The organism is Acidovorax sp. JMULE5 (genome assembly GCF_013376875.1).
Taxonomy (GTDB): Bacteria; Pseudomonadota; Gammaproteobacteria; order Burkholderiales; family Burkholderiaceae_C; genus Acidovorax; species Acidovorax facilis.
On the sequence record NZ_CP035951.1, the window covers coordinates 3,739,410 to 3,761,531 of the forward strand.

Here is a 22,122-nt window from a genome sequence, read left to right on the forward strand (position 1 = left end):
TGGCCCGCTACATCCCAGAGGTCACCCGGAGGCTGGCACCCATGCCAGGCTCAGGCGCCTCACGAAAAAATCAGGACAGAAGGCCCTTCTCGAATTCTGAGGGTGACAGTGCGCCGCTCTGGTCCTTGTCCAGTTCCTTGAAGCGCTGGCTGATGGCTGGCAGCTGGGTCGCTTCCTTCACGGTCAGCTGGCCGTCCTTGTCGAGGTCTGCGCGGTTGAATGCCGTGGTGGCCGCCCTGGACGGGTTGCCGGTGCCGGGGCCATAAGAGTATTTGGAGTCCGCCTGGGGTGCCGTTTTACTGCTCGGGGAGGGTTGGGGCGATGCCGAAGTGGTCTGTGCTTGCAATGCGCCCGCGCCGCCCAGGGAGATGGCGGCGAAAAGCATCACGCTGCGCGTGTCGAACGAATAGGTGCGTCGTTGCAGTGCTTTCATGGAAGCTAAGCTCCTTCGAAGTTGAACAGGGTTGCATTGCACCGCAGCACGGTGGTGAAAGCCAGCACTCTTGCCTGCTGTTGCCCAGGTCAACATTTCCCAGCGTGGTGTAACCCGGCAGGGCCGGTCTATGTAGTTTTTGCGGGTGGATGTAGCCAGAAGTAGCTCGCAGGCTGCCTGCAGCCGTGGCATCGGTGAAAGGGGCTTGGGGCGGCATGCCCCACGGTGGCGCTTGTGCGCAGGATGACCGGCAGGCCCGTGTACGTCCTACAAGCGACGGGCGTGCGCGCCAAAACAATGAATCCAAGCAATTCGCTTGTTCTGGTGTTTTATCGAAGGAGCCTTTCATGCATAAGCAAACCATCCTCGCCGCTCTGGCCACACTGGCGTGCACCGCCGCCTTGGCACAAGCCCCCGCCAACGTCACCGCGCGTCCGCCCGCAGAAGTCAACCCCACCGCATCGGGCGGCGCTCCGGCTGCCAATGCCCAGAACAAGGTGGACATGCGCAGCAGCCAGAGCAGCGCTGCACCCGCCAACCCCACCGCGGGTGATGGCCGTGCCGCCCCTGTGGCCGAGATCAACCCCAGTGCAGCAGGCGGGAAGGCCGCAGCCACCGCACAGACGCGTGTCAATGCACGCTTGATGGACAGCAATGGCGACGGGATGGTGTCGCGCAAGGAGTGGGACACCTACCATGCGAACGCCTGGAACACCCTGCAGCCCACGAACACGGGTGTATCCACCGCCGACATTGACAAGCTCAACCGCACCCCCATGACCCACTGATCGGGCCGTGCATAGTCTGCGGGCTCGGACCAACGCCCTTGCGTGTGATGGCTGGGGCGTCGGTCTGTCTGGGCAGCGCGTGGCACGGTGAAGCCATATCGTAATGTGGCTTCTTGTGCGGAGAGCAGGGTGATAGGCCCCCTCTCACCCCAGTAGGCCTGGGTGGCGGAGAATCTGCGAATTCTTCCACCGCATGCGGCGCCCCTGCCACCTGCGCTCCACCTTACCGAGGCACCCCATGGGCAACCGACTCACACAGATCGCCACGCGCACCGGCGACGCCGGTACCACCGGACTGGGCAACAACCAACGCGTTTCCAAAAACAGCCTGCGCATCCATGCTCTGGGCGACGTGGACGAACTCAACTCCCACATCGGCCTGCTGCTGTGCGAGCGCGTTCCCGCCGATGTGCGCGAGCTGCTTGTCGAGGTACAGCACCAGCTGTTCAACCTGGGGGGCGAGTTGTCGATTCCCGGCTACGAACTGCTCAAGGCCGAGGCGGTGCTGGCGCTCGATGAGGCGCTGGCCCACCACAACGCGGCGCTGCCCCGGCTGCAGGAGTTCATCCTGCCCGCAGGCACCCGCGCCGCCGCGCAAGCCCATGTCTGCCGCACCGTGGCGCGCCGCGCAGAGCGTGTGGTGGTGGCGCTGGGCAACGAAGAAGCCATCAACGACGCACCCCGGCAGTACCTCAACCGCCTGTCCGACCTGATGTTCGTGTTGGCCCGCGTGCTCAATCGCATGGACGGCGGCGATGACGTGTACTGGAAAAGCGAGCACCTGGCGCAGCAGAATGCTACTGAATAGATAGCTGTCAGCGCTTATATATCAAGCGCTGGAGGCTGATTTCTCTCAAATTCCCGCCAATTTCAGAAACTGGCGCGCCCCAAGGCCAGGACCGCCGCGCAAGGGCCGCCCCGCCGCGCTGGCGGTGTCCCCCTTCCCGAATCGCGCAAGCGATTCGAGAGAAGGGGGAAGGCGCGCAGCGCCTCAGGGGGATGATCTCTACCGGGGCGCCAGGATCGCCATCGTCAGCCGCGACACGCAGGTCAGCTCACCCGCTTCGTTGTGCATATCGATGTGCCACACATGCGTGGTGCGGCCAATGTGCACGGGCCGTGCCGTCCCGGTCACCCAGCCGCTGGTGGCAGAGCGCAGGTGGTTGGCGTTGATGTCCAGGCCCACGGCGCGGTAGCCCTCGGGCAGGGTGTAGTAGGCGCCGGTGGAGCCCAGCGACTCGGCCAGCACCACGCTGACCCCGCCGTGCAACAGACCGAAGGGTTGCACGGTGCGGTGGTCCACCGGCACCCGGGCGCGCAGAAAATCGTCGCCCACCTCGACAAATTCAATGCCCAGGTGCTCTACGGCGGTGTTGCGGTTGGCGGCCTCCAGCAGGGCCAGGTCGATGGGTTTTTTCCAGATGGGCATGGTGTTGAAGGGGCCGCAGGGCCAAGTCAGTGCAAGCCGATGATTGTGCCAATGCCCGTGGCCTCGCCCTGTGCCGCAGGTGCCTGGGAGCCTGTCGGACTTGGAAGTCGTCGGCTGCAAATCGGCCGCAGCGGTCCATTTTTTACCGTCTTTTTGCCCCATAGCCGGGCTATGGGGCTGCAAATCCGGCAAAAACTGTCCTCGCTGGGGCCGATTCTCGCTATCGACGCTCCAAGTCCGACAGGCTCCTAGCCTCAGCCCACAAACTTGCCGTTGGCTCCCATCACCCCCAGGTCCAGAAAGCGCGAGCCCACATACGGCGCGCCGCTGGCGTAGTCGATGGACAGGCCACCCAGGTCGCTGCTGCGGATACCGGCCAGTGCGCTGCGCAGCTTGGCGCGGGTCAGCTCACGTCCGGCGCGTTCCAGGCCTTCGGTGAGCACGCGGGCATTCACATAGCCTTCAAAGCTGCGGGCCGAAAACTCCTGGTAGCCCAGCGCGCGCATGGCTTTCTGGTAGTCGCGCACCACGGCCACGCTGGTGCGGGCCGCGTCCGGCAGCACCATCGACAGCGCAATGCCCGAGGCCTTGCCGCCCAGCTGGCGCAGGTTGTCGCCCGACAGCGCCACGCTGGTGGCGGCCAGCGGCGTGCTGGACGACACCTTCTTGAACTCGTTGATCAGTGTGGCGGTAACGTCACCTGCGGTTCCGAGAAGCACAGCGGCGGCCTTGGCGGCCACGGCCTTGCCCACCACATCGGGCACCTGCGCGCCCTGTGCATCCAGCTTGAAAGCCTTGGGTGCTGGTTGCTTGGCGGCTGCCATGGCCTTGTTCACGTCCGCCAGAAACTCGCGGCCAAACGCCGTGTCTTGGTACACGATGGCCAGGTCGTTCATGCCCATGGACACCAGCTTTTGTGTGAGGCGCTGGGCTTCATCGGCGTAGCTGGCGCGCACGTGGAACACCGAGCGGTACTCGGCCTTGCGCAGCGACGTGGCACCGCTCTGTGGGGCCACATAGGGGATCTGCGCCTCGTCCACCAGCGGCAGGATGCGCTGGTTGTTGGCCGTGCCCATGCAGGAGATCAGCGACACCACGTTGGCGTCGGCAATCAGCTTGCGCACGTTGTCTTCGGAACGCGCGGCGTCGTAGCCGTCGTCCAGTGCCAGCAGCTTGATTTCGCGGCCATGGATGCCCTTGGCGTTGGCCTGTGCAATGCCCGCATCCAGCCCTTGCTTCAATTCCTTGCCCAGGCTGGCCAGTGCGCCGGTCATGCCGATGGAGCAGCCAATGGTCACGCTCTTGGCGTCCATCGGGTCTTGCACGCCCACGGCGCGCGACGAGGTGGCAAGCAGCAGGCCGGTGCTGGCGGCCACAAGGGATTGGGTGAACTGACGGCGTTGCATGGTCAAAAAAACTCGCAGGCAAAAAAGCCACCAGCCCCGGATGGGGGCTGGTGGAGGGTGGACGGGGGGAGGTCGATAGACCTAGGGTTAACCCTGATTTTATCTGCCCAGGCTGGCAATTGGCTGTCAAAGGCCTGGCAGGCCTGGGGGTGTCCTCTTTACACCGCGCTGCCAGGGCCCGCTGGCGCGCGCATGCTGCCCGTCTCCACATACCGCTGGTGCCACGACAGCGCCTCGTTCAGCAGGTGCGGCGTGTGCTGGCCCACGGCGCCCCGCTTGGCGCGGGCCACGTAGTCGTGCAGCGCGGGCCGGAAGTCCGGGTGCGCGCAGCGGTCGATGATGATCTGCGCACGCTGCGTGGGCGAATGCCCGCGCAAGTCAGCCAACCCCTGTTCGGTGACAAGGATCTGCACGTCGTGTTCCGTGTGGTCCACATGCGAGGCCATGGGCACGATGCACGAGATGCTGCCGTTCTTGGCCAGCGAGGGCGTCATGAAGATCGACAGGTAGGCATTGCGCGCAAAGTCGCCCGAGCCGCCGATGCCGTTCATGATGGCGGAGCCCATGATGTGGGTCGAGTTGACGTTGCCGTAGATGTCGGCCTCGATCATGCCGTTCATCGCAATCAGGCCCATGCGGCGGATCAACTCGGGGTGGTTGCTGATCTCCTGCGGGCGCAGGACGATGCGCTGCTTGTAATAGTCGATGCGCTCGTTGAAGTCCTGCATGGCCGCCGGGCTCAGCGACAGGGCCGTGGCCGATGCGCTCGCCAGCGTGCCCGAGCGCAGCATGTCCAGCATGCCGTCCTGCAGCACCTCGGTGTAGGCCGTGAGGTTCTCGAACGGCCCGTTGTTCAGCCCCGCCAGCACCGCGTTGGCGATGTTGCCCACGCCCGACTGCAGCGGCAGCAGGTCTTTGGGCAGGCGGCCCTTTTTCACCTCGTGCTGCAAAAACTCAATGATGTGGCCTGCGATGCGGTTGGAGGTGTCGTCCGGCGCGGCATACACACTGTTGCGGTCGGGCTGGTTGGTCATCACCACGGCGATCACCTTGCTCGGGTCGCAGCGCAGATAGGGCTCGCCGATGCGCTCGTCGGGCCGTGTCATCGGGATCGGCTTGCGGTGCGGCGGCAGGTCGGTGCCGTAGTAGATGTCGTGCATGCCTTCGAGCTGCGGGTTGTGCCAGGCATTCACTTCCAGGATGATTTTGTCGGCCTGGTCCAGCCAGGTCTTGTTGTTGCCCACCGAAGACGAGGGGATCAGCCGCCCGTCGGGCAGCACGCCCGCCACCTCGACCACGGCCACGTCGAGCTTGCCCAGAAAGCCAAACCACACGAACTGCGCCACGTGCGACAGGTGGATGTCCACATACTGCATCTGCCCCGCATTGATCTGGCGGCGCACCGTGGGGTCGGACTGGTAGGGCAGTCGCATCTCGATGCCGTCCACCTGGGCCAGCGCGCCGTCCAGCTCAGGCGCGGTGCTGGCCCCCGTCCACAGCCCGATCTTGAAGCCATGGCCTTGCGCGTTCAGGCTTTCGATGCGGCGGGCCAGCGCGCCCGGCACCGCTTTGGGGTAGCCTGCTCCGGTAAAGCCGCTCATGCCCACATGGGCACCGGCAGGGATCAGGGCAGCCGCTTCATCGGCGGACATGGTGCGGGAAAGAAAGTCGGGGTACAGCACCCGATCGGCCAGGGACATGAACAAACTCCGCAGAAAGAAAAGAGGCCACCCGCCCGGTGAGCGGATGGCCCCGTGGACAAAACCCAGGATGCTAGCGTTCGTTTCTTACAAATTAAGGGTTAACCCTTAAGAATACGCTTAACCCCTGCGATTGAGCAGCGCATACAGCAGGATCGCTCCAAACGTGGCGGTGCCGATGCCGCCCAGCGCAAACTGGCCGAACTTGAGCGTGAAGTCGCCCGTGCCCAGGATCAGCGTGATGGCCGCCACGATCAGGTTCTTGTTTTGCGAGAAGTCCACCTTGTTGTCCACCCAGATCTTGGCGCCCGCCACCGCGATCAGGCCAAACACCACGATGGACACGCCGCCCATTACCGGCAGCGGAATGGTCTGGATCAGCGCGCCGAACTTGGGGGAAAAGCCCAGCACCAGCGCAAACACGCCCGCCAGCAAGAACACGGCGGTGGAATAGATCTTGGTCGCCGCCATCACGCCGATGTTCTCGGCATAGGTGGTCACGCCCGTGCCGCCTGCAGCGCCGCTCACCATGGTGGCCACGCCGTCGCCAATGAACGCGCGGCCCATGTAGCGGTCCAGGTCCTGGCCCGTCATGGCCGTCACCGCCTTGATGTGGCCCAGGTTCTCGGCCACCAGGATGATGGCCACGGGCGCGATCAGCAGCATGGCATTGGCCTCGAACACCGGCGCAGCAAAGTTGGGCAAACCAAACCATGCGGCGTTGGCCAGTGCGGACAGGTCCATGGGCTTGCCCAGCCCCAGGCCATTGGTCAGCACCGCGTAGATGATGCTCGCCACGATCAAGCCCACCAGAATCAGCAGGCGCTGCACCATGCCGCGCGTGAGCACGGCCACCAGGCCCACGCTCACAAAGGTCACCACCTGCATCCAGCTGTCAAAGTTGCTGGCCGCCATGTTCTTGATGGGAATGCCCGCGAGGTTCAGCCCGATCACCGCCACCACCGAGCCCGTGACCACGGGCGGCATGAAGCGCTCGATCCAGCCCGTGCCAATGGCCTGCACCAGCGCGCCGATGAGCGTGTAGACCAGGCCACACGCAATGATGCCGCCCAGCGCCACGGCGATGTTGGCGTTGGCCCCTTTACCCGCGTAGCCCGTGGCCGCAATCACCACGCCAATGAACGCAAAACTCGACCCCAGGTAGCTGGGCACCTTGCCTCCCGTTACCAGGAAGAAGATCAGCGTGCCCACGCCGCTCATCAAAATCGCCACGTTCGGGTCAAAGCCCATCAGGATGGGCGCCAGCACCGTGGCCCCAAACATCGCAATCACGTGCTGCACGCCCATCACCGCCGTCTGCGGCCAGGGCAGCCGCTCATCGGGCCCAATCACCCCACCTTGTTGCAGCACCTCAGCGCTTTTTGCGCGCCAGTTCATGAATCCCATCTTGTCGGTTCCTTGTTGTTGAGGCGCGAATGCTAGTGGATGGGTGAGGCAATGCCGTGAAGCTGCAACTCTTTCGCCGGGCGCCCGCCGTGCCCCGGTTAGCATTTGGGCCTACCCCGCTCTGCCCCTTGTGGGCACCGCCGCCATGCACTCTCAGCCGTCCTGCCCTTCTTGCCGCCAACCCATGGAGCAGCACCAGTTCACCAGCAACCTGGGCGGGGGGCTGGAGCTGGACATTTGCTTCGCCTGTCAGGGCCTTTGGTTTGACAGGCAAGAAAACCTCAAGCTCACCCCCGCATCGGTGGTCGAGCTGTTTCGCCTGCTGCATGAGCACCGCTCCGACCAGCACCAGCCCTTGAGCACCCGCATGGACTGCCCGCGCTGCGAAAAGCCTCTGGAAAAGGGGTTTGACGTGGTGCGCAGCGGCCGCTACATGATCTACCGCTGCGCGCGCCAGCATGGCCGCTTCAGCACCTTCTCGTCCTTCATGGTCGAAAAAGGCTTTGTGCGCCACATGACGCGCCCCGAGATCGACGACCTGGCCAAACGCGTGGGCGCCATCTACTGCACCAGCTGCGGCGCCCCCGTGGACATCCGCAAGGATCACGCGTGCCCCTATTGCCGCGCCGCGTTTTCGCTTATCGACCCCGAAGCCGTGGTGCGCGCCATGGAGGGCTACGCCAAGGCCAGCAGTCCGCGCGCCGAGCCTTCCAGCCCCGTGGACATCGGCGACGCCCTGGTGGCCCTGGAGCGCGACCGCACGCGCGCCGAACGCGAGCGGCAAAAGCGCGCGTTCACCAGCACCAGTGACGCCGATGACAGCTCATTCACGGGCGATCTGGTGACGGCGGGGGTGGAGTTGGTGTGGGCCTTGATCAACACCAGAAGCCATCACTGAGGGCTTCCGAGGTGGAGCATGACAACGCCTCCTACCACGCACACCAGACCCACTACTTTGATGACACCCACTGGCTCGCCAAACAGCGCCATCCCCACCACGGCCGTGGCCGCCGTGCCGCTGGCGGCCCAGACTGCATAGGTGACGCCCATGTCGAGCTGGCGCATGGCCACGGCCATGAGCCAGATGGCGAGCGCGTAGCACGCAGCTGCCATGCCGGACGGGAGGGGTCTGGAGAAGCCATCGGAGTACTTGAGCGCGACGGTTCCAGCAACTTCTGCAATGACGCTGGCTGCGACGAGCAGCCAGGCCGATAGGTTTGGATTCATGGGGCACCTTGGCCGAACATGCCCGTTTGTCACTTGTACCGAGTGACACGGGCAGTACGATGAAGCGGTACCCAGGTGGTGAAGGGCCGCAGTGTAGCCACGCCCTTGCGATCCATCAAGAACACCCCACGCAGGCTCTGGCGGTCCCTTGCATTTGCGCGGATCATGGAGCGTTGACACAGCGGCAGCGCCGGATGGAGGGCGTGAAGGTGTCCCTTCACGCACCCAGCCCATCCCCCCGCACCACACTCCAACCCGTTCACAATGGCGCAGGCCTGTGTTCTGGTGGGCCCCGTCGCAAACAACCAACCAGCCGTGGCACCCGGTGGCCACAGGAGGAGAGGACCTTGCAGCCGCATCCGCCCCCAACCCGACGCCGTGCCCGCACTGCCGCCCCGGTGCAGCGCAACCCTGAGAACGCGGGGGATGGCGCCGCCGCCTCCGACTCCGCTACCCCCTGCCTGCTGCAGCGCGCCCACCTGCGGGCCGTGCCCAGCACCCTGCTGATCCCGCTGGCCGCGCGCGCGCGGGGGAGCCGTTACTTTCCCTGGCTCGCCTGCAACGACTTGGTGGCCACCAGCCTGGTGGAGCGCCTGGGTGCCGATGTGGAACCGTGCCTGGACGACCTGCCCACGGTGCTCAACGTACTGTGGCGCACGCGCGCCATCAAGGACGCAGGCCGCAGCTTCTTCCTTGCGCACCCGACGGCTGGCGGCGTGAGCCTGGGCTGTGGCCTGTCGCACCACTTTCAGTGGCTCGATACGGGCGCCAACCAGTGGCTCGATGCTGATCTGCCCGAGGTCATGGACCTGCGCGGCGAGCTGCTGCCGGTGCGCTGCCCGCGCACGCGCCATGCCACGGTGGACATCACGCAGCCTGGCTGGTGGCAGCGGCTGGGGCTGCCAAAGGAGGAAGGGGAGGGCAATGGCGCGGGCGTGCAGCCGGTGTTCATCGTCTGCGAAGGGGTGCTCATGTACCTGCAGCCCGCGCAGGTGCAGGCCGTGCTGCGCGAGTTTGCGCAGTGCGCCCCGAAAGGCTCGCGCCTGGTGATTGATGTCATGACGCACCGTGCCGTGGGCCGCGCGGCGCAGCACGCCAGCGTGGGACCCACGGGGGCGGAGTTCCACTGGGGCGTGGGCGGCATGGACGAGCTGACCGCCGCACACCCGCGCCTGGCGCTGCTGCGCCAGCAGAGCGTGTCGGAGTGTTATGGCTGGCCGGGTGTGGTGCTGGAAACGCTGTGGTGGCCGTGGCTGGGGGCGCCGCTGTACGGCATGGCGACTCTCGGCGTGGGAGACGGCTCCCCCTGAGCCGCTTCGCGCCTTCTCCCGGAGGGGGACGCCACCGGTGGTCTGGCAAAACCAGTTCCACGGTGGCGCTGGCGTTGGGCGCGCCGGTTGCAAAGGTTGTGCTAATGCCTGGGCGCCAGTGCTGGCATCCATCGTGGCGCCTTGCCCGTCAGCTGGCCCACGATGGCGGCCTGCAGTGGTGGCAGCCGCCGCGCGCCCTGCAGCACCAGCTGCCGCAACAGGCGCGGCACGGGGCGCGTGTCGGTATACAGCCGCACGATGGCATTGGTGCCCTCGTACATCGGCCAGGCGTGGCGGTGGTGCGCCCGTGCATAGGTGGCCAGGGCTTCGCCATTGCCGATGTCGTGGCCCTGGCTGCGGGCCGCCACCACGGCGGCTGTCAGGCGTTCCACACCGGCCAGACCCAGGTTGTAGCCATGCGCCGTCACGGGGTGCATGCCCACGGCGGCGTCGCCCAGCAGCGCGCAGCGGTGGTCTGCAAAACGCTGTGCATACACGGCCACCAGCGGATAGGCGTGGCGCTCGCCCTCCAGCTGCAAAGGCCCCAGGCGGTCGCCCAGCTGGGCCTGCACCGTGGCGGCGAAGGCCTGCGGGCTCTGGGCCATCAGCGCACCTGCGTCGGCAGTGCCCGCCGTGACCACCACCGAGCACAGCGCATGCCCCTCTTGGGGGTCATTGGGCAAGGGCAGCACCGCCAGCGTGCGTTCGTAGCCAAAACACTCGTGCGCCACGCCGCCATGGGGTTGGGCATGGCGCATGCGGCAAACGATCACGGTGCGGCCAAAGTCCGTCATGCGTGCGCCAATGCCCAGCTGCCGCCGCGTGGCCGAGAAGCGGCTGTCCGCCGCCACCAGCAGCGGGGCCTGCAGGCGCTGTGGCGGTGCCGCAGCGCCATCGGCGGAAGGCTGCGGCAGGTACTCCAGCTCGGCATGGGCGGCTTGCGTGGCCACGCGCACCACCTGGGCGCCGGTCACGATGCGGACACCCGGTGTGCGTGCCGCCACGGCATAGGCCGTGCGGCGCAGTGCGTGGTTGGGCACGATGAAGCCCAGAGCCGGGAGCCCCGTACCCTGGGTGCCCAGCTGCAGGGCGCTGCGCTGGCCCAGCGGGCCGTCGTGCACCTGCGCTTCGCGGATGGTGCCCACCTCGTGGGGCGCCAGGCCGGCCCAGGTGCCCAGCCGCTGCAGTGTGGCCACGCTGGGGTGGGTGAGCGCGATCTCGCGGCCATCGGGCGCGGGGTGGGCCAACGTGGCCTCAGGCTGCTGTTCGACCACGGTGGTGGTGAACCCGGCCTGCGCCAGGGAAATGGCCAGCGACAGGCCCGCAGGGCCCGCGCCGACGATGAGAACGTCGCTGTGTGAGGAGGAGGTCATGGCAAGAAGACCGGGCGAAGCAGCCCGGCATCCACCCTGCAACCGTGGGGTGGGGCTTGCCATTGTGGGCGGGCACTCCGCGCGGCGGTTTGCCCTGCATCAAGGCAGTGTGCCTGAATGCTATAAATTAAATAGCTAAAAAATGATACGGGATGAGCGCTAGGTCCTTAAAGCATCAAAAATTATGGTGCGTTACGAGCGTGCCGGTTTGCGCGCGCCCTTGGCGGGCTTCTTGCGGGCGCCACCCGCTGGCTTGCCGCGCAGGTGCAGCCCCCAGGTGACCAGCACCCACAGGTACGCCGCCAGCACGCTGTAGGCCGCCATGGCGGCCAGCGACAGCGGTGGTGCGGCGATGGAGCGCGGGCTGGCCATGGTCTCCAGCAGCTGGCGTGTGCCCGTGCCCAGCACTGGCATGGCCGCGCTGCCCGAACGTGCCATGCGTGCCGCCATGAAGATGAAGAACTCCATCAGCAACGCACCGATGACCCAGCAGGCCAGCAGGGCCAGCAGCTGCGCAAACGCCCTGCGGTCGCCCTTGGCCAGGAAGTAGATGGCCGACACCAGCACCAGGGCGGGCAGCAGCAGGGCCAGGGCGGGCCAGGCGGACATGAGGAGATGCATCGGAAGAATGTGGGGGCGGATCGGAGAGTGTGTCGGGCAGCGCCAGGGCTGCGGACTGCGAATGATAGAGGAGGCTCCCGGCACCCAGCGCCGCCCCAGGGCAGGGTCCGCCTGTACGGTGGCTACGGGTGCGTGTCGCCCACGGCCGTGCCGCCGTGCTGCCCCTGGCGGAAGGTGTTCGGTGTGCAGCCCAGCAGCGTGCGGAACGAGGCGATGTACGCGGCGGGGCTCTCGAACTGCAGGGCGTGTGCGATGCCCTTGACCGGGCGGCCCGAGGCCAGCAGATCGAGAGAGGCAATGATGCGCGCACGCTGGCGCCAGGCGCGAAAGCTCAGGCCCGCTTCCGCCGTGAAGCGCCGGGTGAAGGTGCGGTCGGACATCGCGGCCTCGGCCGCGAGTTCGTGCAGCGAGAGCTGCCACTGGTGGGCCTGCAGCAACAGCGCGAGCGCGCGCCGCAGCCCTTCGCTGACAGGCATCGGCAGGTGGGTGGGCAGGCAGGGCGTGTGCTGCAGCGTATGCAGTAGCAGGGACACCATCAGCTGCCGTGTGGGGTGGTCGAACCCGCCGTTGAAGAGCCCCAGCACCAGCTGCTGGATCAGCGGCGACGCGATCACCGCGTGCACCTCGTCCCGGCGCGCAAACGATGCGCACTGCGCCACCAGCGCCGGCTGGCAGTACACCGTGCGCAGGTCGGTGGCAGAGAGGATTTCGATCGCATGGGCGTGGTGCGGGGGCACCCACAGCGCCCGCTGCGGCGGCACGGTCCAGCGCGCGTGGGGTGTCTCGACCAGCATCACGCCCCGCGTGGCAAACACCAGCTGGCCGCTGCGATGCTGGTGCGCTGGCAAAAGTGTGCCGGCCGCGTGCGTTTTTGCCAGCGTGGCCCACAGGCCGGCGTCTTGGCGCCCTGGCGATGTTTGTTGGCGTTCTGATGCTGACATGCCGTCCTATTATGAAGCCACCTCTTCCCCACACCCTCCCCCTGGTCCATGCACACCACCACCTTCCTTGTCCACTCGGGCCGCCAGACGGCCCGCGCCGCCCAGGCCATCAACCCGCCGCTGGTGCGGGCCTCGACCGTCGTGTTCGACACCTTGGCCGCCTACAAACATGCGCACCACCAGACCGTGTTCGACTCGCCGCGCTACGGCCGCTCGGGCACCTCCACCACGTTTGAGCTGCAACGCTGCATGGCCGCGTTGTCGGGCGCAGAAACCTGCCTGGCCACAGCCAGCGGACTGGCGGCCATCGTGGCCGTGCATAGAACCTCTTCTCGGTCTCCCAGGGGTCGCGCAGCGGTCTTGGCGGGATGGGATGCAAGGCGCGGTGCGCAGTGGATAGCCCGGCTATCCACAAGCGCCGCAACGCCGCAGACCGCCCGCCAAGGCCGCTGCCCGAAGGGTTGGAGCGAAATCGGGCGATTGGACGCCCCGGCTGCTTGCATGGGCATGAGCCCATGCGGCGCATCCGAAGCATCCACTCATCCCGATTTCGCTCCAACGCGATCCCCTGCGAGATCGAGAAAAGGTTCTTGGCCCATGCCGGGCCGGGCCGCCACCTGCTGCTGAACCAGGGTGTGTACGGGCCCACGCGCATCTTCTGCGACCAGGAGCTGGTGCCGCAGGGCACCACCGTTGAGTACTTTCCGGAAGGCGCCGACATCACGCCCTACCTGCGGGACAACACCAGCCTGGTCTACATCGAGACCCCCGCGTCGCTGACCATGGAGATGCTGGACGTGCGCGCCGTGTGCGCGGCGGCACGCCAGCGCCACATCCCGGTGGCGGTGGATGCCACCTGGGGCACGCCGGTGTTTTTTGACGCCCACGCCCTGGGTGTGCACATCGTCATCCATTCGGCCACCAAATACATCAACGGGCACTCCGACCTCATGCTGGGGCTCATCACGGGGTCGCACGCAGACCTGGCCAGCACCCGGCGCTTTTGTGACCGCAGCGGTGCCCACGCGGCGCCCGATGTGTGCTGGCTCGCGCTGCGCGGCCTGCGCACCCTGGCGGTGCGGCTCGAACGGCACCAGCAGACCGCGCTGGCGACGGCCCAATGGCTGCAACAGCAGCCGCAGGTCCGGCGCGTGCTGTTCCCGGCGCTCCCCTCCGACCCGGGCCACGCGCTTTGGCGCGCGCAGTTTTCGGGCGCCGCGGGGCCGTTCACCTTTGAGCTGGCGCCCTGCGGTGAAGCCGCATTTGCGGCGTTCATCGACGCGCTTGCACTCTTCAGCCTGGGCACCAGCTGGGGCGGGTACGAAAGCCTGGTGCTGCCCGCCGTGCCCTATGACCAGCGCCACCTGGCAACGCTGCCGGACGAGGGGCGCCTTGTCCGCCTGCATGTGGGGCTGGAAGACGCTCGCGACCTGCGCGCGGACCTGGCACAGGCGCTCAGCAGTCTGGGCTGACCGGCGCCAAGTGTCCGAGTTGGAAGTCCGTTGATGAAATAAAGATGTCGAAATCGTCGTCAGGCAAGGCGCAAACCACAGCGATAGCCGGTGCTATCGCGAGGATTTGCAACGCAGCATGGCGGCGATTCTCGACGTCTTTATGAAACGAATTTCCAATTCGGGACACTAGCTCGCCACGAAGTCCACCACCGACTGCAGCACCTCTGCCTGCTGCAGGATCTTGCGGTGCCCCAGCCCCTCGGTGGCCAGCAGCGTGGCGCCCGGGATGTGGTCGCGGTAGGCCTCGCCATCGGCAAAGCGGTTGATGCGGTCGCCCCGGTCGTGCACCACCAGCGTGGGCAGCGCGATGCGTGGGCCCACAGCCGGGGGCTCGAACTGGCGCATCAGGATGCCTTCTCGGGCTTCGATGCGCCGCTGCAGGGCGGCACGCGTGCGCTCCGAAAGGCCGAACACCTGGGCGAACAGGCGCGTGTATTCGTGCGGCGACGCGGGCGGTGCCAGCAGCACCAGCCGCTGGGTGGCCAGGCCCCGGCTGGCCGCGTGCGCCGCTGCGTTGGCAGCCAGCGAATGGGCCACCACGGCATGGGGCGCCGAGTCCTGCGCGTGCAGGCGGGCGGTGGCGTATTCGATGGCGCGGGCGAACTGGGGCAGGTTGCTCACGCGGCCCCGGCTGCCGCCGTGCGCGGGCAGGTCTACCAGCACGGGGCGCAGGCCGCGCGCTGCCAGGGCATCGGCCAGCGGCAGCATCTGGCGCGCATGCCCGCCCCAGCCGTGCAGCAGGAGCACCGTGGGGCCGTGGGGTTGGGCCTGGGGCAGGTACAGCGTGATCTCGGCGTCTTCAAACGGCCAGCGCTCTGTGCGCCAGTGGCCGGGCGGCACGGCTTGGCGGCCGGGTTTGCGCAGGGGCAGGGGCGTGCCAAACAGGCGCGCAGCCACGCGCACGGCCAGTGCGGGCCACAGTCGCTCGGTGGCGCCCAGCGCCAGGCGCAGTAGGCGCATGCCGGGGTGCTCGCCGTAGAAGCTGGACGTGGCCCGCAGGGCGGTGGATGAAGAGGAGGTGTTCATGGTGGGGTTCCTGAAGGGATGGAGTGGGGCGCGCGGCGCGCACCTCAGAAAAAGACCCAGTCCCGGTTGCTGCGCGGGAGGCTGGTGAGGGTGCTGCGCAGCGACCGGATGGCGCCCACTGCGGCCGCAATGGCGGCAATGCCCAGGATGATCAACATAGTGGTTCCTTTCTTCGCACGGTTGTGCGAAATTGAGTGAAAAAAAGGAGCTATTTCTGAGCAATATCCAAAGTCAGCGACTCAATGCTGGGTGCGCGGTCTGCAAAACGGGCGCTGCCCAGGCGAGGGACGCCGCGCAAGGGCCGCCCCGCCGCGCTGGCGTCGTCCCCCTGCCCGCATTGCGCAGCAATGCGAGAGCGGGGGGAAGCGGCGAAGCCGCTCAGGGGGGTGATCCATTGGTGTAGCTCTTGACGAGGCGCGCCCAGGACGCCTCGGTGCGTGCCACTGCCTGCGGATCGCGCAGGAAGCGTACGTCGTGCAACAAGCCCATGATCATGGAATAGATCTCGCCCACCAGCTGGTCGGGCGGGGTGTCGGCGGGCAGGTGGCCGGCCTCGATGGACTGGATCACCGTGCGGCGCAGTGCCGCGCGCCAGCGGGTGATCTCCGAATGCAGCAGGTCGCGCAGCTCGCCTTCGCGGTCGTCCAGCTCGAAGGCCCCTGCGGTGTAGATGCAGCCGGTGAAAGCCTCCACATCGCGCGTGCGGGCAATCCAGCGGCGCACGATTTCTTGGAGGCGCGGCAGGCCCTTGGGGTGCTGCATGGCGGGCACAAACACATCGGCCAGGAAGCGGCGGCCAAACTCCTCGATCACCGCCTTCTGCAGCGCCTCGCGCGAGCCGGCGCGCGAGAACACGCCGCTCTTGGACAGGCCCACGCGGTCGGCCACGGCCTGCAGCGTGATCGACTCCAGCCCCTCGGCCGCAGCCAGGTCCAGCGCCGCGCCCACAATGGCGGCGCGGGTGAGTTCCGATTTTTGGGTCTTAGCATCCATGAGCGAAATTTAGCACAACTGTGCGAAATAAGCCTGCCCCTGTTGCCAGCAGTGTTTTGGAAGCCGGTATCGCGCACAGCCCCGGTGTGCCGCCGGGGCTGTGCAGCGCGTCACTGGGCCAGGGCCGCGATCTGCGCCGAAGTCAGCGCCCCGCTGTAGAGGCGGAAATCCTGCATGCGGCCCGCAAAGTAAGGGTCGGACCCGTACTGCGCGCGGCCCAGCCAGTTCTGCGTGGTGGCGCCCAGCTGGTGGGGCGCAAAGGGCGCATCGGCCAGGGTGCCGGTGGCCTGCCCGTCCACAAACAGGGTCACGGTGGTGCCCCGGCGGGCCACCGCCAGGTGCACCCACCGGCCCGTGCCCAGCGCCACCGAGGACGTGACGTTTTCCTCGCCGAAATAGGTGGTGCCGGTGGAGGCAAAGCGCAGCGTGCTGGTGTTGGCGAGCAGGGCCAGATAGGCGATGTCGCTGGAGCCGATGTCAAACACGCGGGCGTTCCCGGCGCTGGCGCTTTGCCGGTAGACCCAGACTGAGATCGTGAAGTCGGCCAAGTCTTTCATGATGCCCGTGGGCAGGGCCACGTGGCCGCTGGCGCCGTCGAGCGCTACGGCGCTGCTGCCCGCCGTGCGGCCAGCGCCCCAGGACGTGGCGCCCACCAGTCGGCCATGCAGTGCGTTGCCGCTCTGGTCGGTGGCCGACGTTCCGCTGCCCTCGTTCAAGGGCAGATGCAGCCTCAGCTGCGGCGTAGTGTCAACACTGCGGACCTCGGCGCCCGTGAGCCGGCCCGTTGGGGTGACTGCCACGATGCGGTAGTGCCAGGTGCCCGCGCCGGGTGCGTCGGTATAGGTGCGTTGTTCGCCCACGCTGGTGAGTGTGGTGAATGGGCCGGACGCTGCGGGTGCGCGCTGCACCTCATAGGCCGTGGCGTAGGCGCTGCCCCACCAGGACAGCAGCACCTGGCCATTCACGAGGTGGGCCGTGAGGCCGCTGGGCGCGGCCCCGGCTGCAATCGGCTCGCGCGAGAAGGTCAAGGTGCCCATGCCGGGGTCGTCCCCGGTGCCGCGCTGCTCGGGCCGCAGTTTGGCCGCCATGGCCGTTGTGTAGGGCGCAGAGAGCCCCTTGCGGTTGACGTAATGGTTGTACAGCAGCTCCCAGCACTGGCGCAGGTGTGGCCGCCCCGCAGGAGAGACGCCGGTGAAGGTGCCCTGGCGGTTGGCATAGCGTGAGAACGGCAGCGCCGGATACGCGCCACCCGCATCGGCCAGGTTGCTGGCCGCCACGTATTCGGCGGCTGAGAGAAGCCGGTTGTTCCAGTAGCCGTACAGATCGTCGCCCTGCGACCACGCCATTTCGCACAGCGCGCCGCACAGCGACATGCCCAGCGTGGCATGTCCTTGGTCGCGCCCGCTCTCTTGCCATTGCCCCAGGTGCCCGGGGTGGATGGCATAGACGTTGTGCGCGGCCGCGCCATTGCCCCGGCCGTTCTTGTAGTAATTGATGGCCTCGTTGTACAGGTCGCGCCGGTCACAGCAGATGCCGATGGCCATGATGGCGTTGATGTTGCACAGGTCCCAGTTGGCCCAGTAGTTGGTGATGTTGGCGCCGTTGTGTTCCTCTAGAAAGCGGTGGCTCAGCGGGTAAAACACTTCCAGCAGCAGTTTCTGGAACCGGGCCAGGCCCTCGGGCGACCAGCCGGGGTAGCTGCGCAGGAGTTCCACCGTATTGGCCCACTGGTAGCCGTAGATGCCAGCAGCAAGGTAGCGGTCCGCATTGCCGGTGAGCGTGGTCATGGTGCTCGACCACGCATCCAGGAACGCCACGGCACGGTCGGCATAGGCGTTTTCCTGCGAAACCTTCCAGCGCAGCGCCAGCTGGTAGGCACGCTGCATGTCCTTGATCATGGTGCCGAAGTTCTGCCCATCGCCGCCACGGATCACCACGGCCAGCGGGTGGGGCCACATGTCCGCGCTCAACGAGGAATGGCCTGAGTTTTGCAGCGCGTTCCAGCCACTGACCCAGGGCGCTGCACCCTCGGCAATCTTGGTGCGCATGCGCGCAAAGTCAGCGTCCGTGTGTAGCCCGCCCGGGTGCACAAAGGCGCTGGGGGCGGGTGGCGGAGGAGGAGGAGGTGGTGGTGGTGGTGGTGGTGGTGGTGGTGGTGGTGCGGGGGGTGGTGGTGGTGGTGGTGGTGGTGCGGGGGGTGGCGGGGCCGAAGGCGGAGGCGGGGTGCCTGGCGGTGTGGAGGGAGGCGTCGCGGGGGAGGGCGGCGCGGTGGGGGGCACTGCCGGCGCCGGTGGTGCTGTGGGGGGCGTGGTACCTGGCGTTGGCGCGGGGGGCGGGGTGTCCCCGCCAATGGGAGCGGAGGTGGTGGGCGGTGTGTTGGTGGCGTCGGCCGGGTTGCCACCACAGGCCACCAGCGTGCCTGCCAGCGGCATGGCGGCCATGCCCTTTAGAACGCGGCGCCGCGCTGCAAAGTCTTTGTGGTTGTGGGTCATGCGTCTTGGCGTCTTGATCGGTATCCGGGGTACAGGGCAGGCAATGGCGCGGCGCCACGGGCGGCAAAGGGTTATGCAATGCAAATCTTGTGCCGATGCGAAGTTCCTGCTACCCCACCGAAGACAGCGGCTGCTGCCAGGCACTGCTGTCACAGCGTGGTTCCATTTTTGTCAGACGGGGCCCGAAGGACAACCGCAGCACCTTCACCCGCCCTGTCAAGCCGGTGACGGGCCCTGCTGGCCGGAGCGCGGTGGCACTGGTACGCTGCGTCGCCATGGAGACAACACACAAAACCCCGCCTTACATTCCCCAGATCCGCCTGTACCAGAACTGGCTGCGCGACCAGCGCGGCCTGCAGTTCGACAGCTACGACGCGCTGTGGCGCTGGTCCACCACCGAGCTGGATGCGTTCTGGCAAAGCGTGTGGGACTATTTCCGGATCGAATCGCCCACGCCCCACACCGCCGTGCTGGGCAAAAACACCATGCCCGGCGCCCAGTGGTTTCCTGGCGCTCAGGTCAACTACGCGCGCCAGGCGCTGCGCCATGTCGATGCGGCGCACGCAGCGGGTCTGCCCGCCATCATCAGCCGCAATGAAAAAGGCAACCACCGCGAGCTGAGCTGGCCCGAGCTGCGCCGCCAGGTCGCGTCGCTGGCGCTGCACCTCAAGGCCCAGGGCATCCAGCCCGGCGACCGCGTGGCCGCCTACCTGCCCAACGTGCCCGAGGCCATGGTCGCCTTTCTGGCCACGGTGAGCATCGGCGGCGTGTGGAGCATCTGCGCGCCCGACATGGGCACGCACGCAGTGCTCGACCGCTTCCGCCAGATCGAGCCCAAGGTGCTGATCGCCGTGGACGGCGTGACCTACGGCGGGCGCGACCACGACCGCACTGGCGTGCTGGCCGAGCTGCGCGCCGACCTGCCCAGCGTGCAGCATGTGGTGTTGCTGGGTAATCTTGATGCTTCTGTTTCGATAGCTGGCTGCGCAAGCTGGACAAGCGCTACGGCACAAAATGATGCGGAAACCGCAGCGTTTGAACCGATGTGGCTGCCGTTTGACCACCCGCTATGGATCGTCTATTCCAGCGGCACCACGGGGCTCCCGAAGCCCATCGTGCACGGCCATGGCGGCACGGTGCTGGTGGCGCTGCAGCTCAAGGTGCTGCACAACGACATCGGCTGCAGCTACGAACCCAACAGCTTGGGCGAGCGCTACCACTGGTACAGCTCCACGGGCTGGGTGATGTGGAACGCGCAGCTCAGCGGCCTGCTCTCGGGCACCACCTGCGTGATCTACGACGGCAACCCCGGCGGCAGCAAGGACCACCCCGACTGGGGCGTGCTGTGGCGCTTTGCGGCCGAGACGGGGGTGACCTTCTTCGGCGCGGGCGCGGCGTTTTTTGCCAACTGCATGAAGGCGGGCATCACGCTCAGCGACTATGGCGACCTGACGCGCATCCGCGCGCTGGGCACCACCGGCTCGCCGCTGTCGCCCGAGGTGCAGCAGTGGGGCACGGCGCAGTTCGAGGCGCTGGGCACGCACGACATCTGGTGGAACAACATCTCGGGCGGCACCGACTTCTGCGGCGCCTTCATCGGCGGCAACCGCGAGATGCCGCAGGTGCCGGGCGAGATGCAGTGCCGCATGCTCGGTGCGGCCGTGGAGTCCTGGAACGCCGAGGGCCTGCCGGTGATGGACGAGGTGGGCGAGCTGGTCTGCGCGCAACCCATTCCGTCGATGCCCCTCTACCTGTGGGGCGACAAGGATGGTTCGCGTTACCTGTCGAGCTACTTCGACATGTACCCCGCAGGCCACGGTCGCCAGCCCGGCGGTGGCGATGGCCCCGCGAGCATGGGCGCGGTGTGGAGACATGGCGACTGGCTCAAGATCGGCGCCAACGGCGGTTGCGTCATCTACGGCCGCAGCGACGCCACCATCAACCGCCACGGCCTGCGCATGGGCACGAGCGAGATCTACAGCGCGGTGGAGGCGCTACCCGAAGTGCTCGACAGCCTGGTGGTGGACCTGGAATACCTGGGCCGCGAGAGCTACATGCCGCTGTTTGTGGTGCTGCGCCCCGGCCAGGCGCTGGACGATGCCCTGCGCGGCCGCATCAACGGCGCAGTGCGCACGGCCCTGAGCCCGCGTTTTGTGCCCGACGACATCTTTGTGGTGGCCGAAGTTCCGCGCACTTTGAGCGGCAAGAAGCAGGAGCTGCCCATCAAGAAGCTGCTGCTGGGCCAGCCGATCGAGAAGGTGGTCAACAAGGACGCCATGGCGAACCCGGGGTGCCTGGACTGGTACGTCGCTTTTGCGGCTGACCGACAAGCAGTGCCTGAACAGCCGTAGCGAGAGAGGGCGGGTGTTTCGCTCGCAAGGCGGACGTGACGGGCCCGCCTCCGGGCCTTGAACTGGTTGTCAGGAGTCGATGGCGCCGTGACACCGCGCCAGCACTGCTTGCGCCCGCCCGCCTTGCTTTGCCGCATACAACGATTCGTCGGCCGTTTTCAACAGCATGGCGTCGCACACCGGTTGCGCGGCGCTGCTGGTCAGGTCCCTGAGACCTGCGGGGGGCGCATTCCAGTGGCTGGACTCCTGATCAAAGCAGCCAATGCCCAAGGAAACGGTCAAAAACCCCGTCTCTGAAGCCACATGGGGGATCTTGAGTGCGGCCACGTTGTCCATCAGCGTTCTCGCCACCGCCATGGCACCGGCACCATCCGTGCTGGGCAGCACCACCGCAAATTCTTCTCCGCCATAGCGGGCGACCAGATCGGCCGGGCGGTTGGTCGATGCCAGCATGGCGTTGGCCACGGCTTTCAAGGCGTCATCACCCGCTGCGTGCCCGTAGGTGTCGTTGAATCGCTTGAAATGATCCACGTCCAGCATGATGACCGACAAGGGGGTTCGGTTGCGCTGAGCGCGCTTGCACTCCTGCGGCAGTGTTTCATCCAGCGTGCGCCGGTTGGACACGCCGGTGAGCGCGTCGGTGGAGGAAAGCTGGCGCAGCCGGTCCAGGGCGCGTTTGAGCCTCACCTGTGTTCTCACGCGCGCAGCAACAATGGCCGGGTGAAAAGGTTTTGCGATGAAGTCAGCAGCGCCCTTGGCCAGCCCTTCTTCTTCCATCTCCTGGCTGCTGTGGCTGGTGATGAAGATGACCGGCACGTCCTCCAACAGGGGCTGGGCGCGCATGGCGACCAACACTTCAAAGCCCGTCATGCCTGGCATATGGGCGTCCAGCAAAACGACGTCGGGCGGCTCTTGCTCTGCCAGTCGCAGCGCATCGCTGCCGTTCAGCGCGTACCGGATGCTCCCGATGCCAGCAAGTGCCTTGGCCAGAACCTGGATCACCGAGATATCGTCATCAACGATCAGAAGACTGGCGCGGTCTGAATCAAGTGGGGGGGACATGGGTAGGGGGCTCTTGCTAGAAATACAGTTGTCAAAACATCTTAAGCCG

General features: G+C 66.7%; 20 protein-coding genes. 7 read left to right on the top strand and 13 right to left on the bottom strand.

The genetic code is table 11. The features are described 5' to 3' along the window. Nucleotides 1–70: 70 nt before the first annotated feature. Entirely contained in the window at nucleotides 71–433 is a 363-nt protein-coding gene (locus EXV95_RS17005) for an EF-hand domain-containing protein (RefSeq protein WP_176887757.1), read from the bottom strand. Between the two features lie 347 nt (nucleotides 434–780). Between EXV95_RS17005 and EXV95_RS17010 the strand changes: the two genes are divergently transcribed. Further along, nucleotides 781–1,221, top strand: a complete 441-nt coding sequence (locus tag EXV95_RS17010) for a hypothetical protein (RefSeq protein ID WP_176887759.1) — start codon at nucleotides 781–783, stop codon at nucleotides 1,219–1,221. 238 nt (nucleotides 1,222–1,459) lie between these two features. Then, nucleotides 1,460–2,029, top strand: a complete 570-nt coding sequence (locus EXV95_RS17015) for a cob(I)yrinic acid a,c-diamide adenosyltransferase (RefSeq protein WP_176887760.1) — start codon at nucleotides 1,460–1,462, stop codon at nucleotides 2,027–2,029. 198 nt (nucleotides 2,030–2,227) lie between these two features. On the opposite strand, the gene EXV95_RS17020 is transcribed toward EXV95_RS17015, so the two are convergent. From EXV95_RS17020 to EXV95_RS17035, 4 genes are all read right to left on the bottom strand, one after another. Further along, nucleotides 2,228–2,650: a hotdog fold thioesterase gene (locus tag EXV95_RS17020; protein ID WP_176887767.1), complete on the bottom strand. Its 423-nt coding sequence runs from the start codon at nucleotides 2,648–2,650 to the stop codon at nucleotides 2,228–2,230. A gap of 254 nt (nucleotides 2,651–2,904) precedes the next feature. Then, a complete protein-coding gene (locus EXV95_RS17025) occupies nucleotides 2,905–4,056 on the bottom strand; it encodes an ABC transporter substrate-binding protein (protein ID WP_176887768.1) in 1,152 nt (383 codons plus the stop codon). Nucleotides 4,057–4,214: 158 nt separating this feature from the next. After that, the gene (locus EXV95_RS17030; RefSeq protein WP_176887769.1) at nucleotides 4,215–5,756 is read right to left on the bottom strand and encodes an acetyl-CoA hydrolase/transferase family protein; all 1,542 of its coding nucleotides are present in this window, start codon (nucleotides 5,754–5,756) and stop codon (nucleotides 4,215–4,217) included. Between the two features lie 120 nt (nucleotides 5,757–5,876). Then, a complete protein-coding gene (locus tag EXV95_RS17035; RefSeq protein ID WP_176887770.1) occupies nucleotides 5,877–7,163 on the bottom strand; it encodes a solute carrier family 23 protein in 1,287 nt (428 codons plus the stop codon). 184 nt (nucleotides 7,164–7,347) lie between these two features. Between EXV95_RS17035 and EXV95_RS17040 the strand changes: the two genes are divergently transcribed. Beyond that, nucleotides 7,348–8,061 carry a zf-TFIIB domain-containing protein gene (locus tag EXV95_RS17040; protein WP_370460088.1) on the top strand — a complete coding sequence of 238 codons (714 nt, stop codon included), beginning with the start codon at nucleotides 7,348–7,350 and terminating at the stop codon, nucleotides 8,059–8,061. Here EXV95_RS17040 and EXV95_RS17045 read toward each other — a convergent pair. Next, nucleotides 8,055–8,390 (bottom strand): multidrug efflux SMR transporter, encoded by a 336-nt coding sequence (locus EXV95_RS17045; protein ID WP_176887772.1) that lies wholly within the window; start codon nucleotides 8,388–8,390, stop codon nucleotides 8,055–8,057. The genes EXV95_RS17040 and EXV95_RS17045 overlap by 7 nt on opposite strands. A 347-nt stretch (nucleotides 8,391–8,737) precedes the next feature. Here EXV95_RS17045 and EXV95_RS17050 point away from each other — a divergent pair, with 347 nt between their 5' ends. Continuing rightward, entirely contained in the window at nucleotides 8,738–9,700 is a 963-nt protein-coding gene (locus EXV95_RS17050; RefSeq protein WP_255484771.1) for a class I SAM-dependent methyltransferase, read from the top strand. Between the two features lie 101 nt (nucleotides 9,701–9,801). Here EXV95_RS17050 and ubiM read toward each other — a convergent pair whose 3' ends face one another. The 3 genes from ubiM to EXV95_RS17065 form a co-directional block, all read right to left on the bottom strand. Next, the gene (ubiM, locus tag EXV95_RS17055; protein WP_176887773.1) at nucleotides 9,802–11,073 is read right to left on the bottom strand and encodes a 5-demethoxyubiquinol-8 5-hydroxylase UbiM; all 1,272 of its coding nucleotides are present in this window, start codon (nucleotides 11,071–11,073) and stop codon (nucleotides 9,802–9,804) included. Nucleotides 11,074–11,265: 192 nt separating this feature from the next. Further along, nucleotides 11,266–11,682: a hypothetical protein gene (locus EXV95_RS17060; RefSeq protein ID WP_082437353.1), complete on the bottom strand. Its 417-nt coding sequence runs from the start codon at nucleotides 11,680–11,682 to the stop codon at nucleotides 11,266–11,268. 134 nt (nucleotides 11,683–11,816) lie between these two features. Next, a complete protein-coding gene (locus tag EXV95_RS17065) occupies nucleotides 11,817–12,635 on the bottom strand; it encodes a helix-turn-helix transcriptional regulator (protein WP_176887777.1) in 819 nt (272 codons plus the stop codon). Nucleotides 12,636–12,683: 48 nt separating this feature from the next. Between EXV95_RS17065 and EXV95_RS25005 the strand changes: the two genes are divergently transcribed. Then, nucleotides 12,684–13,262, top strand: coding sequence for a PLP-dependent transferase (locus EXV95_RS25005; RefSeq protein WP_255484772.1), 579 nt, complete (start codon nucleotides 12,684–12,686; stop codon nucleotides 13,260–13,262). Continuing rightward, on the top strand, nucleotides 13,151–14,107 hold the full coding sequence (locus EXV95_RS17075; protein WP_255484773.1) for a PLP-dependent aspartate aminotransferase family protein: 957 nt from the start codon (nucleotides 13,151–13,153) through the stop codon (nucleotides 14,105–14,107). The genes EXV95_RS25005 and EXV95_RS17075 overlap by 112 nt, the downstream gene beginning before the upstream one ends. A 168-nt stretch (nucleotides 14,108–14,275) precedes the next feature. Here EXV95_RS17075 and EXV95_RS17080 read toward each other — a convergent pair whose 3' ends face one another. From EXV95_RS17080 to EXV95_RS17090, 3 genes are all read right to left on the bottom strand, one after another. After that, entirely contained in the window at nucleotides 14,276–15,175 is a 900-nt protein-coding gene (locus EXV95_RS17080; RefSeq protein WP_176887778.1) for an alpha/beta fold hydrolase, read from the bottom strand. 378 nt (nucleotides 15,176–15,553) lie between these two features. Further along, nucleotides 15,554–16,168, bottom strand: coding sequence for a TetR/AcrR family transcriptional regulator (locus tag EXV95_RS17085; RefSeq protein WP_176887780.1), 615 nt, complete (start codon nucleotides 16,166–16,168; stop codon nucleotides 15,554–15,556). 110 nt (nucleotides 16,169–16,278) lie between these two features. Next, nucleotides 16,279–18,660, bottom strand: a complete 2,382-nt coding sequence (locus EXV95_RS17090; protein WP_255484774.1) for a LamG-like jellyroll fold domain-containing protein — start codon at nucleotides 18,658–18,660, stop codon at nucleotides 16,279–16,281. 275 nt (nucleotides 18,661–18,935) lie between these two features. Between EXV95_RS17090 and EXV95_RS17095 the strand changes: the two genes are divergently transcribed. Next, nucleotides 18,936–21,011 (top strand): acetoacetate--CoA ligase, encoded by a 2,076-nt coding sequence (locus tag EXV95_RS17095; protein ID WP_176887783.1) that lies wholly within the window; start codon nucleotides 18,936–18,938, stop codon nucleotides 21,009–21,011. 69 nt (nucleotides 21,012–21,080) lie between these two features. Here the strand turns inward: EXV95_RS17095 and EXV95_RS17100 are convergent, their stop codons facing one another. Next, a complete protein-coding gene (locus tag EXV95_RS17100; protein ID WP_176887789.1) occupies nucleotides 21,081–22,073 on the bottom strand; it encodes a diguanylate cyclase in 993 nt (330 codons plus the stop codon). Between the last annotated feature and the right edge of the window lie 49 nt (nucleotides 22,074–22,122).

Bases quoted from the DNA above. Each gene is read 5' to 3' on its own strand.
- EXV95_RS17095 (WP_176887783.1), top strand. From the start codon at position 18,936: ATGGAGACAACACACAAAACCCCGCCTTACATTCCCCAGATCCGCCTG.
- EXV95_RS17030 (WP_176887769.1), bottom strand. From the start codon at position 5,756: ATGTCCCTGGCCGATCGGGTGCTGTACCCCGACTTTCTTTCCCGCACC.
- EXV95_RS17080 (WP_176887778.1), bottom strand. From the start codon at position 15,175: ATGAACACCTCCTCTTCATCCACCGCCCTGCGGGCCACGTCCAGCTTC.
- EXV95_RS17045 (WP_176887772.1), bottom strand. From the start codon at position 8,390: ATGAATCCAAACCTATCGGCCTGGCTGCTCGTCGCAGCCAGCGTCATT.
- EXV95_RS17015 (WP_176887760.1), top strand. From the start codon at position 1,460: ATGGGCAACCGACTCACACAGATCGCCACGCGCACCGGCGACGCCGGT.
- EXV95_RS17085 (WP_176887780.1), bottom strand. From the start codon at position 16,168: ATGGATGCTAAGACCCAAAAATCGGAACTCACCCGCGCCGCCATTGTG.
- EXV95_RS17100 (WP_176887789.1), bottom strand. From the start codon at position 22,073: ATGTCCCCCCCACTTGATTCAGACCGCGCCAGTCTTCTGATCGTTGAT.
- EXV95_RS17040 (WP_370460088.1), top strand. From the start codon at position 7,348: ATGGAGCAGCACCAGTTCACCAGCAACCTGGGCGGGGGGCTGGAGCTG.
- EXV95_RS17075 (WP_255484773.1), top strand. From the start codon at position 13,151: ATGCGGCGCATCCGAAGCATCCACTCATCCCGATTTCGCTCCAACGCG.
- EXV95_RS17025 (WP_176887768.1), bottom strand. From the start codon at position 4,056: ATGCAACGCCGTCAGTTCACCCAATCCCTTGTGGCCGCCAGCACCGGC.
- EXV95_RS17065 (WP_176887777.1), bottom strand. From the start codon at position 12,635: ATGTCAGCATCAGAACGCCAACAAACATCGCCAGGGCGCCAAGACGCC.
- EXV95_RS25005 (WP_255484772.1), top strand. From the start codon at position 12,684: ATGCACACCACCACCTTCCTTGTCCACTCGGGCCGCCAGACGGCCCGC.
- EXV95_RS17035 (WP_176887770.1), bottom strand. From the start codon at position 7,163: ATGGGATTCATGAACTGGCGCGCAAAAAGCGCTGAGGTGCTGCAACAA.
- ubiM (WP_176887773.1), bottom strand. From the start codon at position 11,073: ATGACCTCCTCCTCACACAGCGACGTTCTCATCGTCGGCGCGGGCCCT.
- EXV95_RS17010 (WP_176887759.1), top strand. From the start codon at position 781: ATGCATAAGCAAACCATCCTCGCCGCTCTGGCCACACTGGCGTGCACC.
- EXV95_RS17020 (WP_176887767.1), bottom strand. From the start codon at position 2,650: ATGCCCATCTGGAAAAAACCCATCGACCTGGCCCTGCTGGAGGCCGCC.
- EXV95_RS17060 (WP_082437353.1), bottom strand. From the start codon at position 11,682: ATGTCCGCCTGGCCCGCCCTGGCCCTGCTGCTGCCCGCCCTGGTGCTG.
- EXV95_RS17090 (WP_255484774.1), bottom strand. From the start codon at position 18,660: ATGACCCACAACCACAAAGACTTTGCAGCGCGGCGCCGCGTTCTAAAG.
- EXV95_RS17005 (WP_176887757.1), bottom strand. From the start codon at position 433: ATGAAAGCACTGCAACGACGCACCTATTCGTTCGACACGCGCAGCGTG.